Annotated in this window: 14 protein-coding genes; 7 read left to right on the forward strand and 7 right to left on the reverse strand. The window is 68.8% G+C overall.

The window, feature by feature from the left end; all coding sequences use genetic code 11:
* Positions 1-6 precede the first annotated feature (6 nt).
* The 4 genes from ACMGEZ_RS18130 to ACMGEZ_RS18145 all read left to right on the forward strand — a co-directional run bounded on the left by ACMGEZ_RS18130 (position 7) and on the right by ACMGEZ_RS18145 (position 3,900).
* On the forward strand, positions 7-1,248 hold the full coding sequence (locus ACMGEZ_RS18130) for an aromatic ring-hydroxylating dioxygenase subunit alpha (RefSeq protein WP_436823662.1): 1,242 nt from the start codon (positions 7-9) through the stop codon (positions 1,246-1,248).
* Positions 1,249-1,304: 56 nt separating this feature from the next.
* Positions 1,305-1,769 carry an aromatic-ring-hydroxylating dioxygenase subunit beta gene (locus ACMGEZ_RS18135; protein ID WP_436823663.1) on the forward strand — a complete coding sequence of 155 codons (465 nt, stop codon included), beginning with the start codon at positions 1,305-1,307 and terminating at the stop codon, positions 1,767-1,769.
* 77 nt (positions 1,770-1,846) lie between these two features.
* Positions 1,847-2,806, forward strand: a complete 960-nt coding sequence (locus tag ACMGEZ_RS18140; RefSeq protein ID WP_436823708.1) for a PdxA family dehydrogenase — start codon at positions 1,847-1,849, stop codon at positions 2,804-2,806.
* A complete protein-coding gene (locus tag ACMGEZ_RS18145; protein ID WP_436823664.1) occupies positions 2,803-3,900 on the forward strand; it encodes a 2Fe-2S iron-sulfur cluster-binding protein in 1,098 nt (365 codons plus the stop codon). The genes ACMGEZ_RS18140 and ACMGEZ_RS18145 overlap by 4 nt, the downstream gene beginning before the upstream one ends.
* On the opposite strand, the gene ACMGEZ_RS18150 is transcribed toward ACMGEZ_RS18145, so the two are convergent.
* The 3 genes from ACMGEZ_RS18150 to pyrC form a co-directional block, all read right to left on the reverse strand.
* The gene (locus ACMGEZ_RS18150; RefSeq protein ID WP_436823709.1) at positions 3,872-4,567 is read right to left on the reverse strand and encodes a DUF3025 domain-containing protein; all 696 of its coding nucleotides are present in this window, start codon (positions 4,565-4,567) and stop codon (positions 3,872-3,874) included. The genes ACMGEZ_RS18145 and ACMGEZ_RS18150 overlap by 29 nt on opposite strands.
* 125 nt (positions 4,568-4,692) lie before the next feature.
* Positions 4,693-5,409 carry an NYN domain-containing protein gene (locus ACMGEZ_RS18155; RefSeq protein ID WP_436823665.1) on the reverse strand — a complete coding sequence of 239 codons (717 nt, stop codon included), beginning with the start codon at positions 5,407-5,409 and terminating at the stop codon, positions 4,693-4,695.
* Positions 5,406-6,446 carry a dihydroorotase gene (gene pyrC, locus ACMGEZ_RS18160; RefSeq protein ID WP_436823666.1) on the reverse strand — a complete coding sequence of 347 codons (1,041 nt, stop codon included), beginning with the start codon at positions 6,444-6,446 and terminating at the stop codon, positions 5,406-5,408. Before pyrC ends, ACMGEZ_RS18155 begins: the two co-directional genes overlap by 4 nt.
* Positions 6,447-6,651: 205 nt before the next feature.
* On the opposite strand from pyrC, the gene ACMGEZ_RS18165 reads away from it, so the two are divergent.
* Both ACMGEZ_RS18165 and ACMGEZ_RS18170 read left to right on the forward strand, forming a co-directional pair.
* On the forward strand, positions 6,652-6,960 hold the full coding sequence (locus ACMGEZ_RS18165) for a DUF1330 domain-containing protein (protein ID WP_436823667.1): 309 nt from the start codon (positions 6,652-6,654) through the stop codon (positions 6,958-6,960).
* Positions 6,961-6,968: 8 nt separating this feature from the next.
* Positions 6,969-7,559, forward strand: coding sequence for an esterase/lipase family protein (locus ACMGEZ_RS18170; protein WP_436823668.1), 591 nt, complete (start codon positions 6,969-6,971; stop codon positions 7,557-7,559).
* Positions 7,560-7,642: 83 nt separating this feature from the next.
* Here ACMGEZ_RS18170 and ACMGEZ_RS18175 read toward each other — a convergent pair whose 3' ends face one another.
* The 4 genes from ACMGEZ_RS18175 to ACMGEZ_RS18190 all read right to left on the reverse strand — a co-directional run bounded on the left by ACMGEZ_RS18175 (position 7,643) and on the right by ACMGEZ_RS18190 (position 12,245).
* A complete protein-coding gene (locus tag ACMGEZ_RS18175) occupies positions 7,643-9,283 on the reverse strand; it encodes an MFS transporter (RefSeq protein ID WP_436823669.1) in 1,641 nt (546 codons plus the stop codon).
* A 64-nt stretch (positions 9,284-9,347) separates the two neighbouring features.
* Positions 9,348-11,237: an amidohydrolase gene (locus ACMGEZ_RS18180; RefSeq protein WP_436823670.1), complete on the reverse strand. Its 1,890-nt coding sequence runs from the start codon at positions 11,235-11,237 to the stop codon at positions 9,348-9,350.
* Between the two features lie 64 nt (positions 11,238-11,301).
* The gene (locus ACMGEZ_RS18185) at positions 11,302-11,577 is read right to left on the reverse strand and encodes a DUF1427 family protein (protein ID WP_436823671.1); all 276 of its coding nucleotides are present in this window, start codon (positions 11,575-11,577) and stop codon (positions 11,302-11,304) included.
* A 14-nt stretch (positions 11,578-11,591) separates the two neighbouring features.
* A complete protein-coding gene (locus ACMGEZ_RS18190; protein ID WP_436823672.1) occupies positions 11,592-12,245 on the reverse strand; it encodes a hydrolase in 654 nt (217 codons plus the stop codon).
* Between the two features lie 156 nt (positions 12,246-12,401).
* Between ACMGEZ_RS18190 and ACMGEZ_RS18195 the strand changes: the two genes are divergently transcribed.
* Entirely contained in the window at positions 12,402-13,310 is a 909-nt protein-coding gene (locus ACMGEZ_RS18195) for a LysR family transcriptional regulator (RefSeq protein WP_436823710.1), read from the forward strand.
* Positions 13,311-13,410 lie beyond the last annotated feature (100 nt).

The following is a 13,410-nucleotide window of genomic DNA, read 5'->3' on the forward strand; positions in this document are numbered from 1 at the left end:
GAAGCCATGAACGACATCGCACCCCAACCCGTCCATTGGGCCGGCCCCGGCCTCACGCGCATCCCCTTCGCGCTCTACAGCGACGCGCAGACTGCCGCCGACGAGCAGGCCCGCATCTTCCGCGGCGAGGTCTGGAATTACCTGTGCCTCGAGGCCGAGCTGCCCGACGGCGGCAGCTATCGCACCACCTTCGCCGGCGAAACGCCGGTGGTGGTGGTGCGCGATGAAGACGGCGAGATCTACGCCTTCGAGAACCGCTGCGCCCACCGCGGCGCCCTCATCGCGCTGGAGAAGTCCGGCCGCGCCGAGAACTTCCAGTGCGTCTACCACGCGTGGAGCTACAGCCGCCAGGGCGACCTGACCGGCGTCGCCTTCGAGAAGGGCGTCAAGGGCCAGGGCGGCATGCCGCCCGACTTCTGCAAGGAGGCCCACGGCCCGCGCAAGCTGCGCATCGCCACCTTCTGCGGCCTGGTCTTCGGCAGCTTCAGCGAGGACGTGCCCGGCATCGAGGACTACCTGGGCGAGGAGATCTGCGCGCGCATCGAGCGCGTGCTGCACAAGCCGGTGGAGGTCATCGGCCGCTTCACGCAGGCGCTGCCCAACAACTGGAAGCTCTACGTGGAGAACGTCAAGGACAGCTACCACGCGAGCCTGCTGCACCTGTTCTTCACCACCTTCGAGCTGAACCGCCTGTCGCAGAAGGGCGGCGTGATCGTCGACGAGAGCGGTGGCCATCACGTGAGCTACTCCATGATCGATCCGGCGGCGGAGAAGGACGCCTCGTACAAGGAGCAGGCGCTTCGCTCCGACAACGACCGCTACCGCCTGAAGGACCCGAGCCTGCTGGCCGGCTTCAAGGAATACGACGACGGCGTGACGCTGCAGATCCTGTCGGTATTCCCCGGCTTCGTGCTGCAGCAGATCCAGAACTGCCTGGCCGTGCGCCAGGTGCTGCCCAAGGGGGTGGAGCGGACCGAGCTCAACTGGACCTACCTGGGATATGCCGACGACACGCCCGAGCAGCGCCGCGTGCGCCTGAAGCAGTCGAACCTGATCGGGCCCGCGGGCTTCATCTCGATGGAGGACGGCGCGGTTGGCGGATTCGTGCAGCGCGGCATCGCCGGCGCGCGCGACCGGCAAGCTGTGGTCGAGATGGGGGGCGGCAGCACCGACTCGAGCGAAGGGCGTGCCACCGAGGCCTCGGTGCGCGGCTTCTGGAAGGCCTATCGCCACCACATGGGCGCCTGAGTGCCCGGTTGCCGAATACACGTGGTACGAGCGACAAGAGAGACGAGAGACACACGATGATCGACCTGCTGGCGCTGTGCGCCTTCAACGCGGCCTATGCCCACACCATCGACAGCGACGCGCTGGAGCAGTGGCCCGACTACTTCACCGAGGACTGCCACTACCGCATCACGCACGTGGAGAACGAGCGCGAGGGCCTGGCCGCCGGCATCGTCTATGCCGACTCGCGCGCGATGCTGGAGGACCGGATCGCGGCGCTGCGCGAGGCCAACATCTACGAGCGGCAGCGCTACCGGCACCTGCTGGGCATCCCGCTCGTGCAGCAGGCCAGTGCCGACCGTGCCGAGGCGCGCACGCCCTTTGTCGTGGCACGCATCATGGCCACCGGCCAGACCGAGCTCTTCGCCACGGGCGTCTACCAGGACCGCTTCGTGCAGCGGGACGGCCAGCTCAAGCTGCAGTCGCGCGTGGCCGTGTGCGACAGCACGGTGACCGATACCTTGCTGGCGCTGCCGCTGTGAGCGCCGCATGGCCGCCCAAAGGCGCGAAGGCCCCCTCGGGGGGCAGCGCAATATACGAAGTGACAAGCGTGGGGGCACTGACAAGTTCGGCTCGACGGCTCGCGCTTGCCGCGGGCGATCCCAACGGCATCGGGCCCGAGATCGCGCTGAAGGCGCTGGCGGCGCTGCCAGCCGATGCGCGCGCGCGCATCACGCTCTTCGGGCCACCGAGCGTGCTCGAGCGCACGGCCGCGCAACTCGGGCTCGCGTCATTGCTGGCAGACCAGCCGGTGGTCGGCGCGGGCGTGTTGCCGGCCGAAGCGGCTCGCCCCGGGCAGATCGACGCCGCGGCCGGCGCATCGGCGGTGGCCTCGGCCAGCGCCGCCATCGAGGCCTGCCGGCGCGGCGAATTCGATGCCGTGGTGGCCTGCCCGCATCACGAGACCGCGATCCATCAGGCCGGCATCGCCTTCAGCGGCTACCCCTCGCTGGTGGCGCGCGTCTGCGGCCAGCCGGAAGACAGCGTGTTCCTGATGCTGGTGGGCGGCGGCCTGCGCATCGTGCATGCGACGCTGCACGAAAGCGTGCGCACGGCGCTCGATCGGCTCACGCCCGGGCTCGTCGCGGATGCGGCGCGAGCCGGTGCGCGCGCCTGCGCGCTGCTGGGCGTGGCGGCGCCGTCCATCGGCGTCTTCGGCATCAACCCGCATGCCTCCGAAGGCGGACTCTTCGGCCCCGAGGACGAAGCCGTCGTCGAGCCGGCCGTGCGGGCGCTGCGTGCCGAGGGCCTCCATGTCGACGGGCCCCAAGGCGCCGACCTGCTGCTGGCGCAGCGCAGGCACGACCTCTACGTGGCGATGCTGCACGACCAGGGCCACATTCCCATCAAGCTGCTGGCGCCGAATGCTGCCAGTGCGCTGTCCATCGGCGCCGGTGTGCTGCTGTCCAGCGTGGGCCATGGCAGCGCGATGGACATCGCGGGCCGCGGCATCGCCGATCCGGCGGCGCTGCTTCGCACCATCCACCTGTTGTCCGGTTTGGGGAACTCCACGCCATGAGCCGCACGGCCGCCCCGAAGGCGAATAGCACCGTAGCCGAAGGCGAAGGTACTCCAGTAAGCCATCGCATTGCCATTGCCGGCAGCGAGGTCGCCTTCGACTGCGCCGAGAACCAGAGCGTGCTCGACGCGGCCCTGCGCGCCGGTATCGAGCTGCCCTATTCCTGCCGCAAGGGCGTGTGCGGCAACTGCGCCGGCGGCATCGTGCAGGGCGAGGTCGCCGGCCTCGAGGGCGCCTCGATCCGCAACGAGAGCTGCACGCCGGAGCAGGTGCTCTACTGCATGTGCGCCCCGACGACCGACCTGCAGATCCAGCCGGCGAGCTGGCACCGCATCGACCCGAGCGCACGCAAGCGCTTCACGGCCAAGGTGTTTCGCAACCAGCTCGCCTCGCCCGATGTGTCGGTGCTGCAGCTGCGCCTCCCGGCCGGGCAGCGTGCCAAGTTCCATGCCGGGCAGTACCTGCAGCTCGCTGTGGGCGACGGCAGCACCCGCTGCTACTCGATGGCCAATGCGCCGCACGAGAGCGATGCGCTCACCCTGCACATCCGCCATGTGCCGGGCGGCGCCTTCAGCGCCCGCGTGCCCCACCTGCAGCAGGGAGACCTGCTCGATGTCGAGCTGCCCTTCGGCGCCGTGACGCTGGACGCCGCCTCGTCACGGCCGATCGTCTTCGTGGCCGGCGGCACCGGCTTCGCGCCCATCAAGTCCATCCTCGACGACATGGCGAAGCGCCGCATCGAGCGGCCGGTCACGCTGATCTGGGGTGCGCGCCGCGCCGACGGCATCTACCTTCGACCGGCGGTGGCGAAGTGGCAGCGGCAATGGCCCACGTCCTTCCGCTTCATCGCAGCCTTGAGCGAGGATTCCGCCGATGCGGCCGAGGACGGCTTTGCCGGCCGCGTGGACCAGGCCCTGCAGGCCCGCTGCCCAGAGCTTGCGGGACACGAGCTCTACTGCTGCGGCTCGCCGGGCATGGTGCAGGCGGTGCGCGAGCTGGCGGTGCGGCAGCTCGGCCTGGCCGCCCCCGACTTCCATGCCGATGTGTTCGTCGAAGGGCCGGCGCTCAGTGCCGCGGAGACGGCGGCGGCCTGAAGACCGCCGCGTCGTCGTAGAAGCCGGGCGCCTCGTTGGCCGGGCACCAGCCCGGCACGCCGAGCACGGGCAGCGGCGCGAAGGGCTTGCCGGCGAGGTGCGAGGGTTCCAGGGCGGCGGCGATGGCCGCATCGTCGATCGCGATCGCGCGGGCTGCGTCCGGCGCCCACAGCACATGCGCCGTGAGCGCCTTGCGCGGCGCGGCGAGCTTTTCAAGCAAGGCGTGGCCGAAGACCAGCAGCCGCGCCTCGCGCCACAGCGCGCGTTCGCCGACGAAGAGGCGCTGCCAGTCGCGCGCGAGCAGCGCCTGCCACAGCGCAGACGGCGCATCGAGCACCGCACCGTTCTCGTCGAACAAGGTCAGCGCATCGCGCAAGGGACCGCGCGTCGCACCGATGCCGGCGCGTGCGATCTCGGCCGCCTGCAGCGCGTTGAGCCGTCGCTTGGCGCGCGGGAAATGCAGCCAGACCAGGCCGTTGAAGAAGTCGTGCAGGTTGTCGCGGGTGGGCACCTGGGCCGTCCGGAAGATGAAGGCCTCGTAGGCTTCGCCGGCCGGGGCGGCATCGGCTTGCACGAAGCGCAGGTGGCCAGCCGGCAGCGCGATGCCCGGCGCCGCTTCCGACAGCACCGCCGCCGCGTCGTCGCCTTGCGCGAGCGATGCCGCCATCGCCGCGGCACGCGGCGCATAAGGCGCAAGCCAGGGCTGGTTGGGGTCGAAGCCCCGCGGCGCGCTCACTGGAGTACCTCCGCCTTCGGCTGCGGTGCTGTTCGCCTTCGGAGCGGCCGTGCGGCTCACGGCCCGGCAGGGCCGACGTACTGCACCTTGTTCGGTGTCTTCTCCGGCGTCAGCAGGAACAGCTCCGGGAATTTCTTGAACAGCTTGGGCGAGCTCGCGCTCTTGCCCAGCAGCTTGGCACCCCGCAGGCGCTCGGCCGCGTGGTTGAGCTCGATCCTGTCGCCACGGAGGAGCTCGGGCACCGCATCGAGGATGCGCAGCACGTCGTCCGGCAGCACGGGCGCCGGCGGCGCGACTTCCTGGGCCTTGGCGCGCCGCGCGCGGGCGGGTCGCTTGGCCGCGGCGGGCCGGCCCGCGGGCTGGTGCTGCAGGTCGATGAAGCTGTCGTAGACCGCCACGGTCTCTTCGCCCGTCTTGCCCTGCTGGCCGATGCCGCAGACGCGGCAGCCCTTCTCGCGCAGGCGGATCACCAGCGGCGCGAAGTCCGAGTCGGAAGACACCAGCACCACGAGATCGGGCCGCTCCGCCACCACGAGGTCCATGGCGTCGACCGCAAGCGCGATGTCGGTGCTGTTCTTGCCCGAGGCCAGGTTGACCATCGGCCGCACGGAGAGGCGCTTGAAGAGCGCCTGGTGCTTGAGCGCGGTCTCGGCATTGCAATAGGCGCGGCGCACATGGATCGCGCCCTGATCGGCCAGCGTGCGCTGCACGGCCTGCTCGATCACGTCGGCCGAGACGTTGTCGGCGTCGATCAGCAGCATCACCATGCTCATACCAACCTCCAGGCCAGCGTTTCGCCGCCGCGCAGCGGCTTGAGCGTGGCCTCGCCATAAGGCAGCGTCTCGGGCACGGTCCAGCTTTCGCGCTTCAGCGTCACGGTGTCGGTATTGCGCGGCAAGCCATAGAAGTCGGCGCCGTGGAAGCTGGCAAAGCCTTCGAGCCAGTCGAGTGCGCCCGCGTTGTCGAAGACTTCGGCGTAGAGCTCCAGCGCGGTCAGCGCGGTGTAGCAGCCGGCGCAGCCCAACGCATGCTCCTTGAGGTGCGCCGGGTGCGGCGCGCTGTCGGTGCCCAGGAAGAAGCGCGGGCTGCCGCTGGTGGCGGCCTCGACCAAAGCGACGCGATGGGTCTCGCGCTTGAGCACCGGCAGGCAGTAGTAGTGCGGCCGGATGCCGCCGGTGAAGATCGCGTTGCGGTTGTAGAGCAGGTGGTGCGCGGTGATGGTGGCGGCGGTGAAGCGGTCCGCGTCGCGCACGTAGTGGGCGCCCTCCTTCGTCGTCAGGTGCTCGAACACGATCTTGAGCTCGGGGAAGTCGCGGCGCAGCGGGATCATCACGCGCTCGATGAAGACCGCCTCGCGGTCGAAGAGATCGACCGCGGGGTCGGTCACCTCGCCATGCACCAGCAGCAGAAGGCCGTGCTTCTGCATCGCTTCGAGCGTCGGGTAGGTCTTGCGGATGTCGGTGACGCCGGCATCGCTGTTGGTGGTGGCGCCGGCTGGGTAGAGCTTGAGGGCGCACACGCCGGCCGCTGCGGCGCGCGCGATCTCCTCGGGTGGCAGCTTGTCGGTCAGGTACAGCGACATGACCGGCTCGAAGTCCAGGCCTTCGGGCACGGCGGCGCGGATGCGGTCGCGGTAGGCCTTTGCCTGCTCGGCGGTGGTCACCGGCGGGCGCAGGTTGGGCATGATCAGCGCCCGGCCGAACTGGCGCGCCGAATGCGGCACCACCGCTTGCAGGGCGGCGCCGTCGCGCACATGCAGGTGCCAATCGTCGGGGCGGGTAAGGGTGAGGGTCTGTGCTGGGCTGGTCATGGAGGCGGATTGTCCCATCGGGTTGAACTGGCGCGCATGTCGGCGAGTCACGGCTGGCGGCACGCGTGCATCGCCGCCGCTCGCCGAGGCGATGCACGGCCAGGCCGGGCCCCGCACCAACTTGAACAACGCGGCCCGACAGAGGCCTTGCCCTGCAGGGCCCGCCTCCGCGAAACTCCCCCTCCTCATCAATCGGAGAAATCGCATGCCAAAGGGATACTGGATCGCACGGGTGGATGTTGCCGACCCGGAAAAGTACAAGGCCTACGTCGCCGCCAATGCCGAGCCGTTCAGGAAGTTCGGCGCCCGCTTCCTGGTGCGCGGGGGCAACTTCGAAAATCCGGAAGGGACGAGCCGCAGCCGCAACGTGGTGCTCGAGTTCCCTTCCTATCAGGCTGCGCTGGATTGCTGGAACTCGCCCGAGTACCAGGCGGCCATCGCGCTGAGAGCGTCCCCGGTGTCGACCATCGACCTGGTCATCATCGAAGGCTACGACGGCCCGCAACCGGGCTGATGGGTGCGATGGATGTCGTCCTGGTCCATGGCATCTTCGACAACGGAGCGATCTTCCGGCGCCTGGCGGGCGCGCTCGCTAACGCGGGACATCGTTGCTGGGTGCCGGCGCTCAAGCCGGCGGACGGCAGAACCGGGATCGAGGACCTTGCCGCCAAGCTCCATGCCTACATCGACCGGCATCTGGGCAGCGATGCCGAGCTGGCGCTCGTCGGCTTCAGCATGGGCTGCATCGTCTCGCGCTATTACCTGCAGATGCGAGACGGCGCGCGGCGCACCAAGGCCTTCTTCGCCATCTCGGGGCCGCATGAGGGAACGCTGACGGCCTACCTGTATCCCGGGCAAGGCGCCAAGGACCTTCGGCCCGGCAGCAAGCTGCTGCAGTGCCTGAAGCAGACGGAGGACCGGCTGGGCACGCTGCGCCTGTTCACCTACTGGACCTCGCGGGACGTCACGATCATTCCGGCGTCCAGCTGCTGCTGGGCGCTTTCTTCGCATCGGGTGGATGCGAAGGTGATGTTGCATCGCTTCATGCCGGGGAGCGCGGCTGTCTGTGGCGACGTGGTGCGGCAGATGACCGGGTGTTCGTCGAGCGGCTGAACTCAGCGGCCGGCCGTGGCTGAAGAGGATGGGTTGGCCCGTGCCCCAGTCCATGCAATAGAGCTCGGTGCCGTCGCGCAATGTCAGTGTGGTGATGGTTGTTTTTCAGTAGCGGAGAGTGAGGGGAAGGGAAGGGAAAGAAAGTGGTGCACCTCGGGCTTTCCGGGCCCGATGTGGAAGCGCAGCGCCTCGGCCTGCAGATCGGCGTCGGCATGCGACACGCGGTGGTGCTGGCGCAGGTGCTCGGCCCACGATTCGACCAGGAACCACTCCACCACGCGTTCGGGGTCGCCAGTATGTTCCGTCACGTCCCACGCGTAGGCGCCGTCCCGGCGGCGCTCGAGCGACAGCCGCTTCATCGTCTCCATGAACGCAGGCCGGTCTTCCTTGCGGATGCGGTATTCGACCTGCACCATCACCGGCCCGCGGTCATGGGCCACGGGTTCGGCCAGCAGCGGCTCGGGCCAGTGGTTCGAGGCTTGCAGGTCGGCTTCGCCGGCGGGCAGGCGCACCCGATGGAATATGAGGCCGGCCACGGCTAGCCCCACGGCGCCCGCCACCAGCGTGTACGGCACGCCGACTTGCTGCGCGACGAGGCCCCAGCCCAGGCTGCCGGCTGCCATCGCTCCGTTGAACACCGTGAGGTACACGGCCAGCCCGCGGCCGCGCACCCAGTTCGGCAGGATGGACTGCGCCACGCCGTTGAGCGTGGTGAGCGCGATGATCCAGCCGAGCCCCAGGAGCAACAGCAGCAACACCGCGAGCCACTGCGGCGGCGCGAAAACAAGCCCGCCCATCACGCCAGCACTGAGCAGCGAAGCCAGCAGGAGCATGCCGTCTGCATCGAGCCGGGCGCGCAGCCGCGGCATCACCAGCGCGCCGCCGATGGCGCCCGCGCCCACCGCGCCGAGCAGCACCCCGTAGAAGCTCGCGGTGCCGCCGAGCATCTGACGGGCCACCAAGGGCAGCAGCGCCCACACCGAGCTCGCGAACAGGAAGAACACCGCCGCGCGCAGCAGCACCACGTGCAGCTCCTTGCTCGCTCGCGTGTAGCGGATGCCTGCGCGGAAGGCGCCGAAGAAGTTCTCGGACAGTCCGGTGTCGACGGCTGCCGGGCGCTTCCACCACAGCAGCGCCGCAATGACGAACACGTAGCTCAGCACGTCCAGCCCGTAGGTGACTGCGGCGCCGAAGCTCGCGAGAATCAGCCCGCCCGCCGCGGGGCCAATGGAGCGCGCGATGTTGATGCCCAGCGAGTTCAGCGCCACCGCACTCTTCAGGTCGCTGCGCGGCACGAGCTCGGGCACGATCGATTGCCAGGTCGGCCCCATCAGCGCGGCACCGATGCCGCCCACGAAGGTCAGCGCGATCAAATACTCGACCGTGAGTGCACCAGTGTGCGACAGCACCAGCAGGGTACCGCTCACGGCCGCGAGCACCAGTTGCACGAAGATGAGGAAGCGGCGCCGGTCGAGGATGTCGGAGAGCACGCCGGCCGGAATCGCGAGCAGAAAGATCGGCAGCGTGGCCGCGGTCTGGATCAGCGCCACCGCGGTCGGGTTGGCCGAAAGATCGGTCACCAGCCACGAGCTCGCCACGTCGCGCATGAAGCTGCCGATGTTGCCGAGCACGGTGGCCGTCCACAGCACGGCAAAGACCGGCTGGCGCAACGGCGCAAAGGCGCCGGGCGGCGAAGCGGCAGCGCCTTTGATGGAATCGGTCATGGGTGCTTCCCTTTCAGCAAGGCGGGCCGCAGCACTGCGGGTGAACTGGTCCAGCGCGCTGCCATCACACCGCCCAGCAGGCGCAGCCCAGCGCGCCCCAGAAGCTCTTCAGGTCGGCAATGGGCAGCTTGCTGCTCCACGCCGTCGCGTGCTGGTGGCCGTGCACGCTGCAGTTGTTGGCGCAGGCACAGGACATGGCTGCATGGCGCATGGCCTTCTGCAGCGGTGCGCCCTCCGCGTTGCCCCAGCCGGCATAGCCACCGAAGCTGCGCACCGGCGACCAGTCGGGCATGGCCGGCGGCGGCGCGCCTTCGTCGTGCGGCTGGAACGGGCCCGCGGCATACACCACCTTGCCGCCGACCAGGGTCAGGAGCGCCGTGGTGTCGGCGATCTCCGATTCCGGGCAGGCGAAGAAGTCTCGGTCGGGCACCACCAGGTCGGCGAACATGCCGGCCTCGATGCGGCCCTTCTTGCCCACCTCGTTCGAGAACCAGGTGACGTTCTCGGTCCACATGCGAAGGGCAGCCTCCCGGTCGAGGCAGTTGCGCTGCGGGTAGAGCTGCATGCCGCCGACGGTCTTGCCCGTGACCAGCCACGAGAGCGACACCCACGGGTTGTACGAAGCGACGCGCGTGGCGTCGGTGCCAGCGGACACCTTCACGCCTTTTTCGAGCATGCGCTTGACCGGCGGCGTGGCCTCTGCCGCGCCGGCGCCGTAGCGCTCGACGAAGTATTCGCCCTGGTAGGCCATGCGGTGCTGCACCGCGATGCCGCCGCCGAGCGCGGCGATGCGGTCGATCGACTTTTCGGAGATGGTCTCGCAATGGTCGAAGAACCAGTTCAGGCCCGCAAGCGGCGTGTCGCGGTCGACCTTCTCGAACACGTCGAGCGCGCGGTCGATGGTCTCGTCGTACGTGGCATGCAGGCGCCAGGGCCACCTGTTCTGCACCAGCACGCGCACCACTTCCTCGAGCTCGCCTTCCATCTCGGGCGCCATGTCCGGCCGTGGCTGGCGGAAGTCCTCGAAGTCGGCCGCCGAGAAGACCAGCATCTCGCCCGCGCCGTTGTGGCGAAAGTAATCGTCCCCCTGCTTGTACTTCGACGTGGCGGTCCAGTTGAGGAAGTCCTGCTTCTCCTGCTTGGGCTTCTGCGTGAACAGGTTGTAGGCCAGTCGGATGGTGAGCTGGCCGGCATCGGCCAACTGCTGGATCACCTGGTAGTCCTCGGGGAAGTTCTGGAAGCCGCCGCCTGCGTCGATGGCGCCGGTGACGCCGAGGCGGTTGAGCTCGCGCATGAAGTGGCGGGTGGAATTGAGCTGGTAGTCGAACGGCAGCTTGGGGCCCTTGGCCAGGGTGGCGTAGAGGATGCTCGCATTGGGCTTGGCCAGCAGCAGGCCGGTCGGGTTGCCGGCCGCGTCGCGCACGATCTCGCCGCCGGGCGGTGCGGGCGTGTCCTTGGTGTAGCCCACCGCACGCAGCGCCGCGCCGTTGAGCAGCGCGCGGTCGTACAGGTGCAGCAGGAACACGGGCGTGTCGGGTGCCACCGCATTGAGCTCTTCGAGGGTCGGCAGGCGCTTTTCCACGAACTGGTGCTCGGTGAAGCCGCCCACCACGCGCACCCATTGCGGCGCCGGCGTGATCGCGACCTGGCGCTTGAGCATCGCCATGGCATCGGCCAGGCTGCGCACGCCGTCCCAGCGCAACTCGAGATTGAAGTTGAGGCCGCCGCGAATGATGTGCAGGTGGTTGTCGATCAGGCCCGGCAGCACGCGCCTGCCCTGCAGGTCGATGACCCGGGTGCTGCCGTCCGCCAGCGGCAGGATGTCCTGCGCACTACCCACGCGGGTGAAGCGGCCGTCCTGGATGGCAACGGCGTCGGCCACCGGATTGGCGCGGTCCAGCGTGGTGAAGCGGCCGTTGTGCAGGATCAATTGGGGGACGGTGCTGCCTGCCATGTCGAGTGTCCTTGAAGGATGGGATCGGGCCAGTGTCTGTTCGCCTTCGGAGCGGCCGTGCGGCTCATGCGTCTTTGCCGGGTGTCGCGGCCCGCTCCGCCTTCGCGCATTGCGGCAGCTCGCCGAACACATGCGGCTTGACCTGGTGCCGCAACCACGAGGTGGCCGCGGCCTCGGGCTTGAGCACGCCCTTGATGAGCGGCGGAATCTGCTCGCCGAGCAGGATTCCGAGAAGCCCCACCAGGGCGATCACCGGCGGGGCCGGTGAGCGCACCTGGAAGAGCGCGTAGATCACGCCGACCAGAAGGCCCAGCGCAAGCGACAGGACATAGGGCTTCATCAAGATGCGCCCGCTCAGCCTTCGTGCGCGCCGAACATGGTCTTGGCGTAGGTCACGCCCAGGCCGTAGGCGCCGCCGAACTTCTTCGCGAGGCCGGTGGTGAGCTCGTAGGTGTCGCCACGGGCCCAGTCCCGCTGCAACTCCAACAGGTATTGCAGCGAGGTCATCGGCTGAGCGCCGGCCTGCACCATGCGGTCCATGGCGCGGTTGTGCGCCTCGGCCGACACGTCGCCGCAGGCGTCGGCAATCACGAACACCTCGAAGCCCTGGTCGATGGCCGAGAGTGCCGGCCCGACGATGCACACGCCGGTCCACAGGCCCGCAAGCACGATGCGCGGCTTGCCGATCTCGTTGATGCGCTTGATCACCGCTGCATCTTCCCAGGTGTTCATCGAGGTGCGGTCGAGCATCTTCTGACCCGGGAAGGCATCGGTGATCTCGCTGAACATCGGGCCTGAAAAGCTCTTCTCGGCGACGGTCGTGAGGATGGTCGAGACGCCGAAACCGGCGGCCGCGTGGGCCACGAGGGCGGCGTTGTTGCGCAGGTTGACCGCGTCGATCGAGTGCGTGGCAAACGCCATCTGCGACTGGAAGTCGATCATGACCAGGGTGTGGTCGGCGGGGGTCAGCAGCTTGGCGCCGGGGGCGGGGGTGGCTTGGATGGACATGAGACGCTCCGTGGGTTGGTTCGATCTGATTCACAATTGACACGGAGAGTATCCCCGAGCCATGGCTGAATCATCTTGCTTTCAGCGAGGCCTGTCGACGAAACTTTTAGCCCTTCATCATCGAATTTTTTGATGATACATTCCAAGGACCTGCCCGTGCTCAAGCTCAGCCTCGAAGCCATCGAACTGGTGGACGCCATCGCGCGCCACGGGTCCTTCGCCGCGGCGGGCGCACGCCTGAACAAGGTGCCCTCGACCATCTCGTACGCGGTGGGCAAGCTCGAGGACCAACTGGGCATGCTGCTGTTCGTGCGCAACGGGCCGCGCGTGACCCTCACGGCAGCCGGGGAAGAAATGCTCAAGGAAGGCCGCTGGCTGCTTGGCGCCGCGAGCGATCTCGAATCGCGCATGCGGCAGATCGCCACCGGGTTCGAATCGGAGCTGCTGCTGGTGCACGACTCGCTGATTCCCACCCAGGCACTGATCGACGACATCCGCGCATTCGAGGCGCTGCGCTGCGGCACGCGGCTGCGCATCGGGTGCGAGGCGCTCACCGGCAGCTGGGAGGCATTGCGCGAGGGGCGCGCCGACATCGTCATTGCCGCGGGCGAAGGGCCGGCCGGCGGCGGCTACCAGGCGGCGATGGTGGGCAGCCTCGATTTCGCGTTCTGCGTCGCGCCCACGCATCCGCTGACCCGGCTCGGCCGGCCGCTGCGTCGCGGCGACCTGCTGGAACACAACGCCATCGTGGTGAGCGACAGCGCACGCACCCTCTCCGACCGCACCGTGGGGCTGCTCGCCGGCCAGCACCGCGTTGCCGTACCGACCATGGCCGCGAAGATCGCGTGCCAGGCTGCGGGCCTTGGACACGGATTCCTGCCGCGGGCTTGCATCGAGGGCGAACTGAAGCGCGGCGCGCTGGTCGAGCTGCAGACCGAAGAACCGCGCGCACCCGAGGCCTTCTGGCTGGCGTGGAAGACCGGCGCGAAGGGGAAGGCGCTGCAGTGGTGGGTGAAGCAGCTGAACCGGCAACTGGTGCCGGCGCTGCTGCCAAGGTCGACCTGAACGCGCTGTACGGGCCGCAGGCGCCATGCCCCCCGATCTCGACTCACCACCCCGGCTCAGGCATCCTTGCCCCTGTTCATTGGTCATCTCACCCGGAAAA

Source organism: Variovorax stachyos (genome assembly GCF_051400855.1).
Classification (GTDB): domain Bacteria; phylum Pseudomonadota; class Gammaproteobacteria; order Burkholderiales; family Burkholderiaceae_C; genus Variovorax.

Excerpts from the sequence above, each read along its gene's own strand:
- ACMGEZ_RS18130 (WP_436823662.1), top strand. The coding sequence starts at position 7 with ATGAACGACATCGCACCCCAACCCGTCCATTGGGCCGGCCCCGGCCTC.
- ACMGEZ_RS18135 (WP_436823663.1), top strand. The coding sequence starts at position 1,305 with ATGATCGACCTGCTGGCGCTGTGCGCCTTCAACGCGGCCTATGCCCAC.
- ACMGEZ_RS18145 (WP_436823664.1), top strand. The coding sequence starts at position 2,803 with ATGAGCCGCACGGCCGCCCCGAAGGCGAATAGCACCGTAGCCGAAGGC.
- ACMGEZ_RS18150 (WP_436823709.1), bottom strand. The coding sequence starts at position 4,567 with ATGGCGGCATCGCTCGCGCAAGGCGACGACGCGGCGGCGGTGCTGTCG.
- ACMGEZ_RS18155 (WP_436823665.1), bottom strand. The coding sequence starts at position 5,409 with ATGAGCATGGTGATGCTGCTGATCGACGCCGACAACGTCTCGGCCGAC.
- pyrC (WP_436823666.1), bottom strand. The coding sequence starts at position 6,446 with ATGACCAGCCCAGCACAGACCCTCACCCTTACCCGCCCCGACGATTGG.
- ACMGEZ_RS18165 (WP_436823667.1), top strand. The coding sequence starts at position 6,652 with ATGCCAAAGGGATACTGGATCGCACGGGTGGATGTTGCCGACCCGGAA.
- ACMGEZ_RS18170 (WP_436823668.1), top strand. The coding sequence starts at position 6,969 with ATGGATGTCGTCCTGGTCCATGGCATCTTCGACAACGGAGCGATCTTC.
- ACMGEZ_RS18175 (WP_436823669.1), bottom strand. The coding sequence starts at position 9,283 with ATGACCGATTCCATCAAAGGCGCTGCCGCTTCGCCGCCCGGCGCCTTT.
- ACMGEZ_RS18180 (WP_436823670.1), bottom strand. The coding sequence starts at position 11,237 with ATGGCAGGCAGCACCGTCCCCCAATTGATCCTGCACAACGGCCGCTTC.
- ACMGEZ_RS18185 (WP_436823671.1), bottom strand. The coding sequence starts at position 11,577 with ATGAAGCCCTATGTCCTGTCGCTTGCGCTGGGCCTTCTGGTCGGCGTG.
- ACMGEZ_RS18190 (WP_436823672.1), bottom strand. The coding sequence starts at position 12,245 with ATGTCCATCCAAGCCACCCCCGCCCCCGGCGCCAAGCTGCTGACCCCC.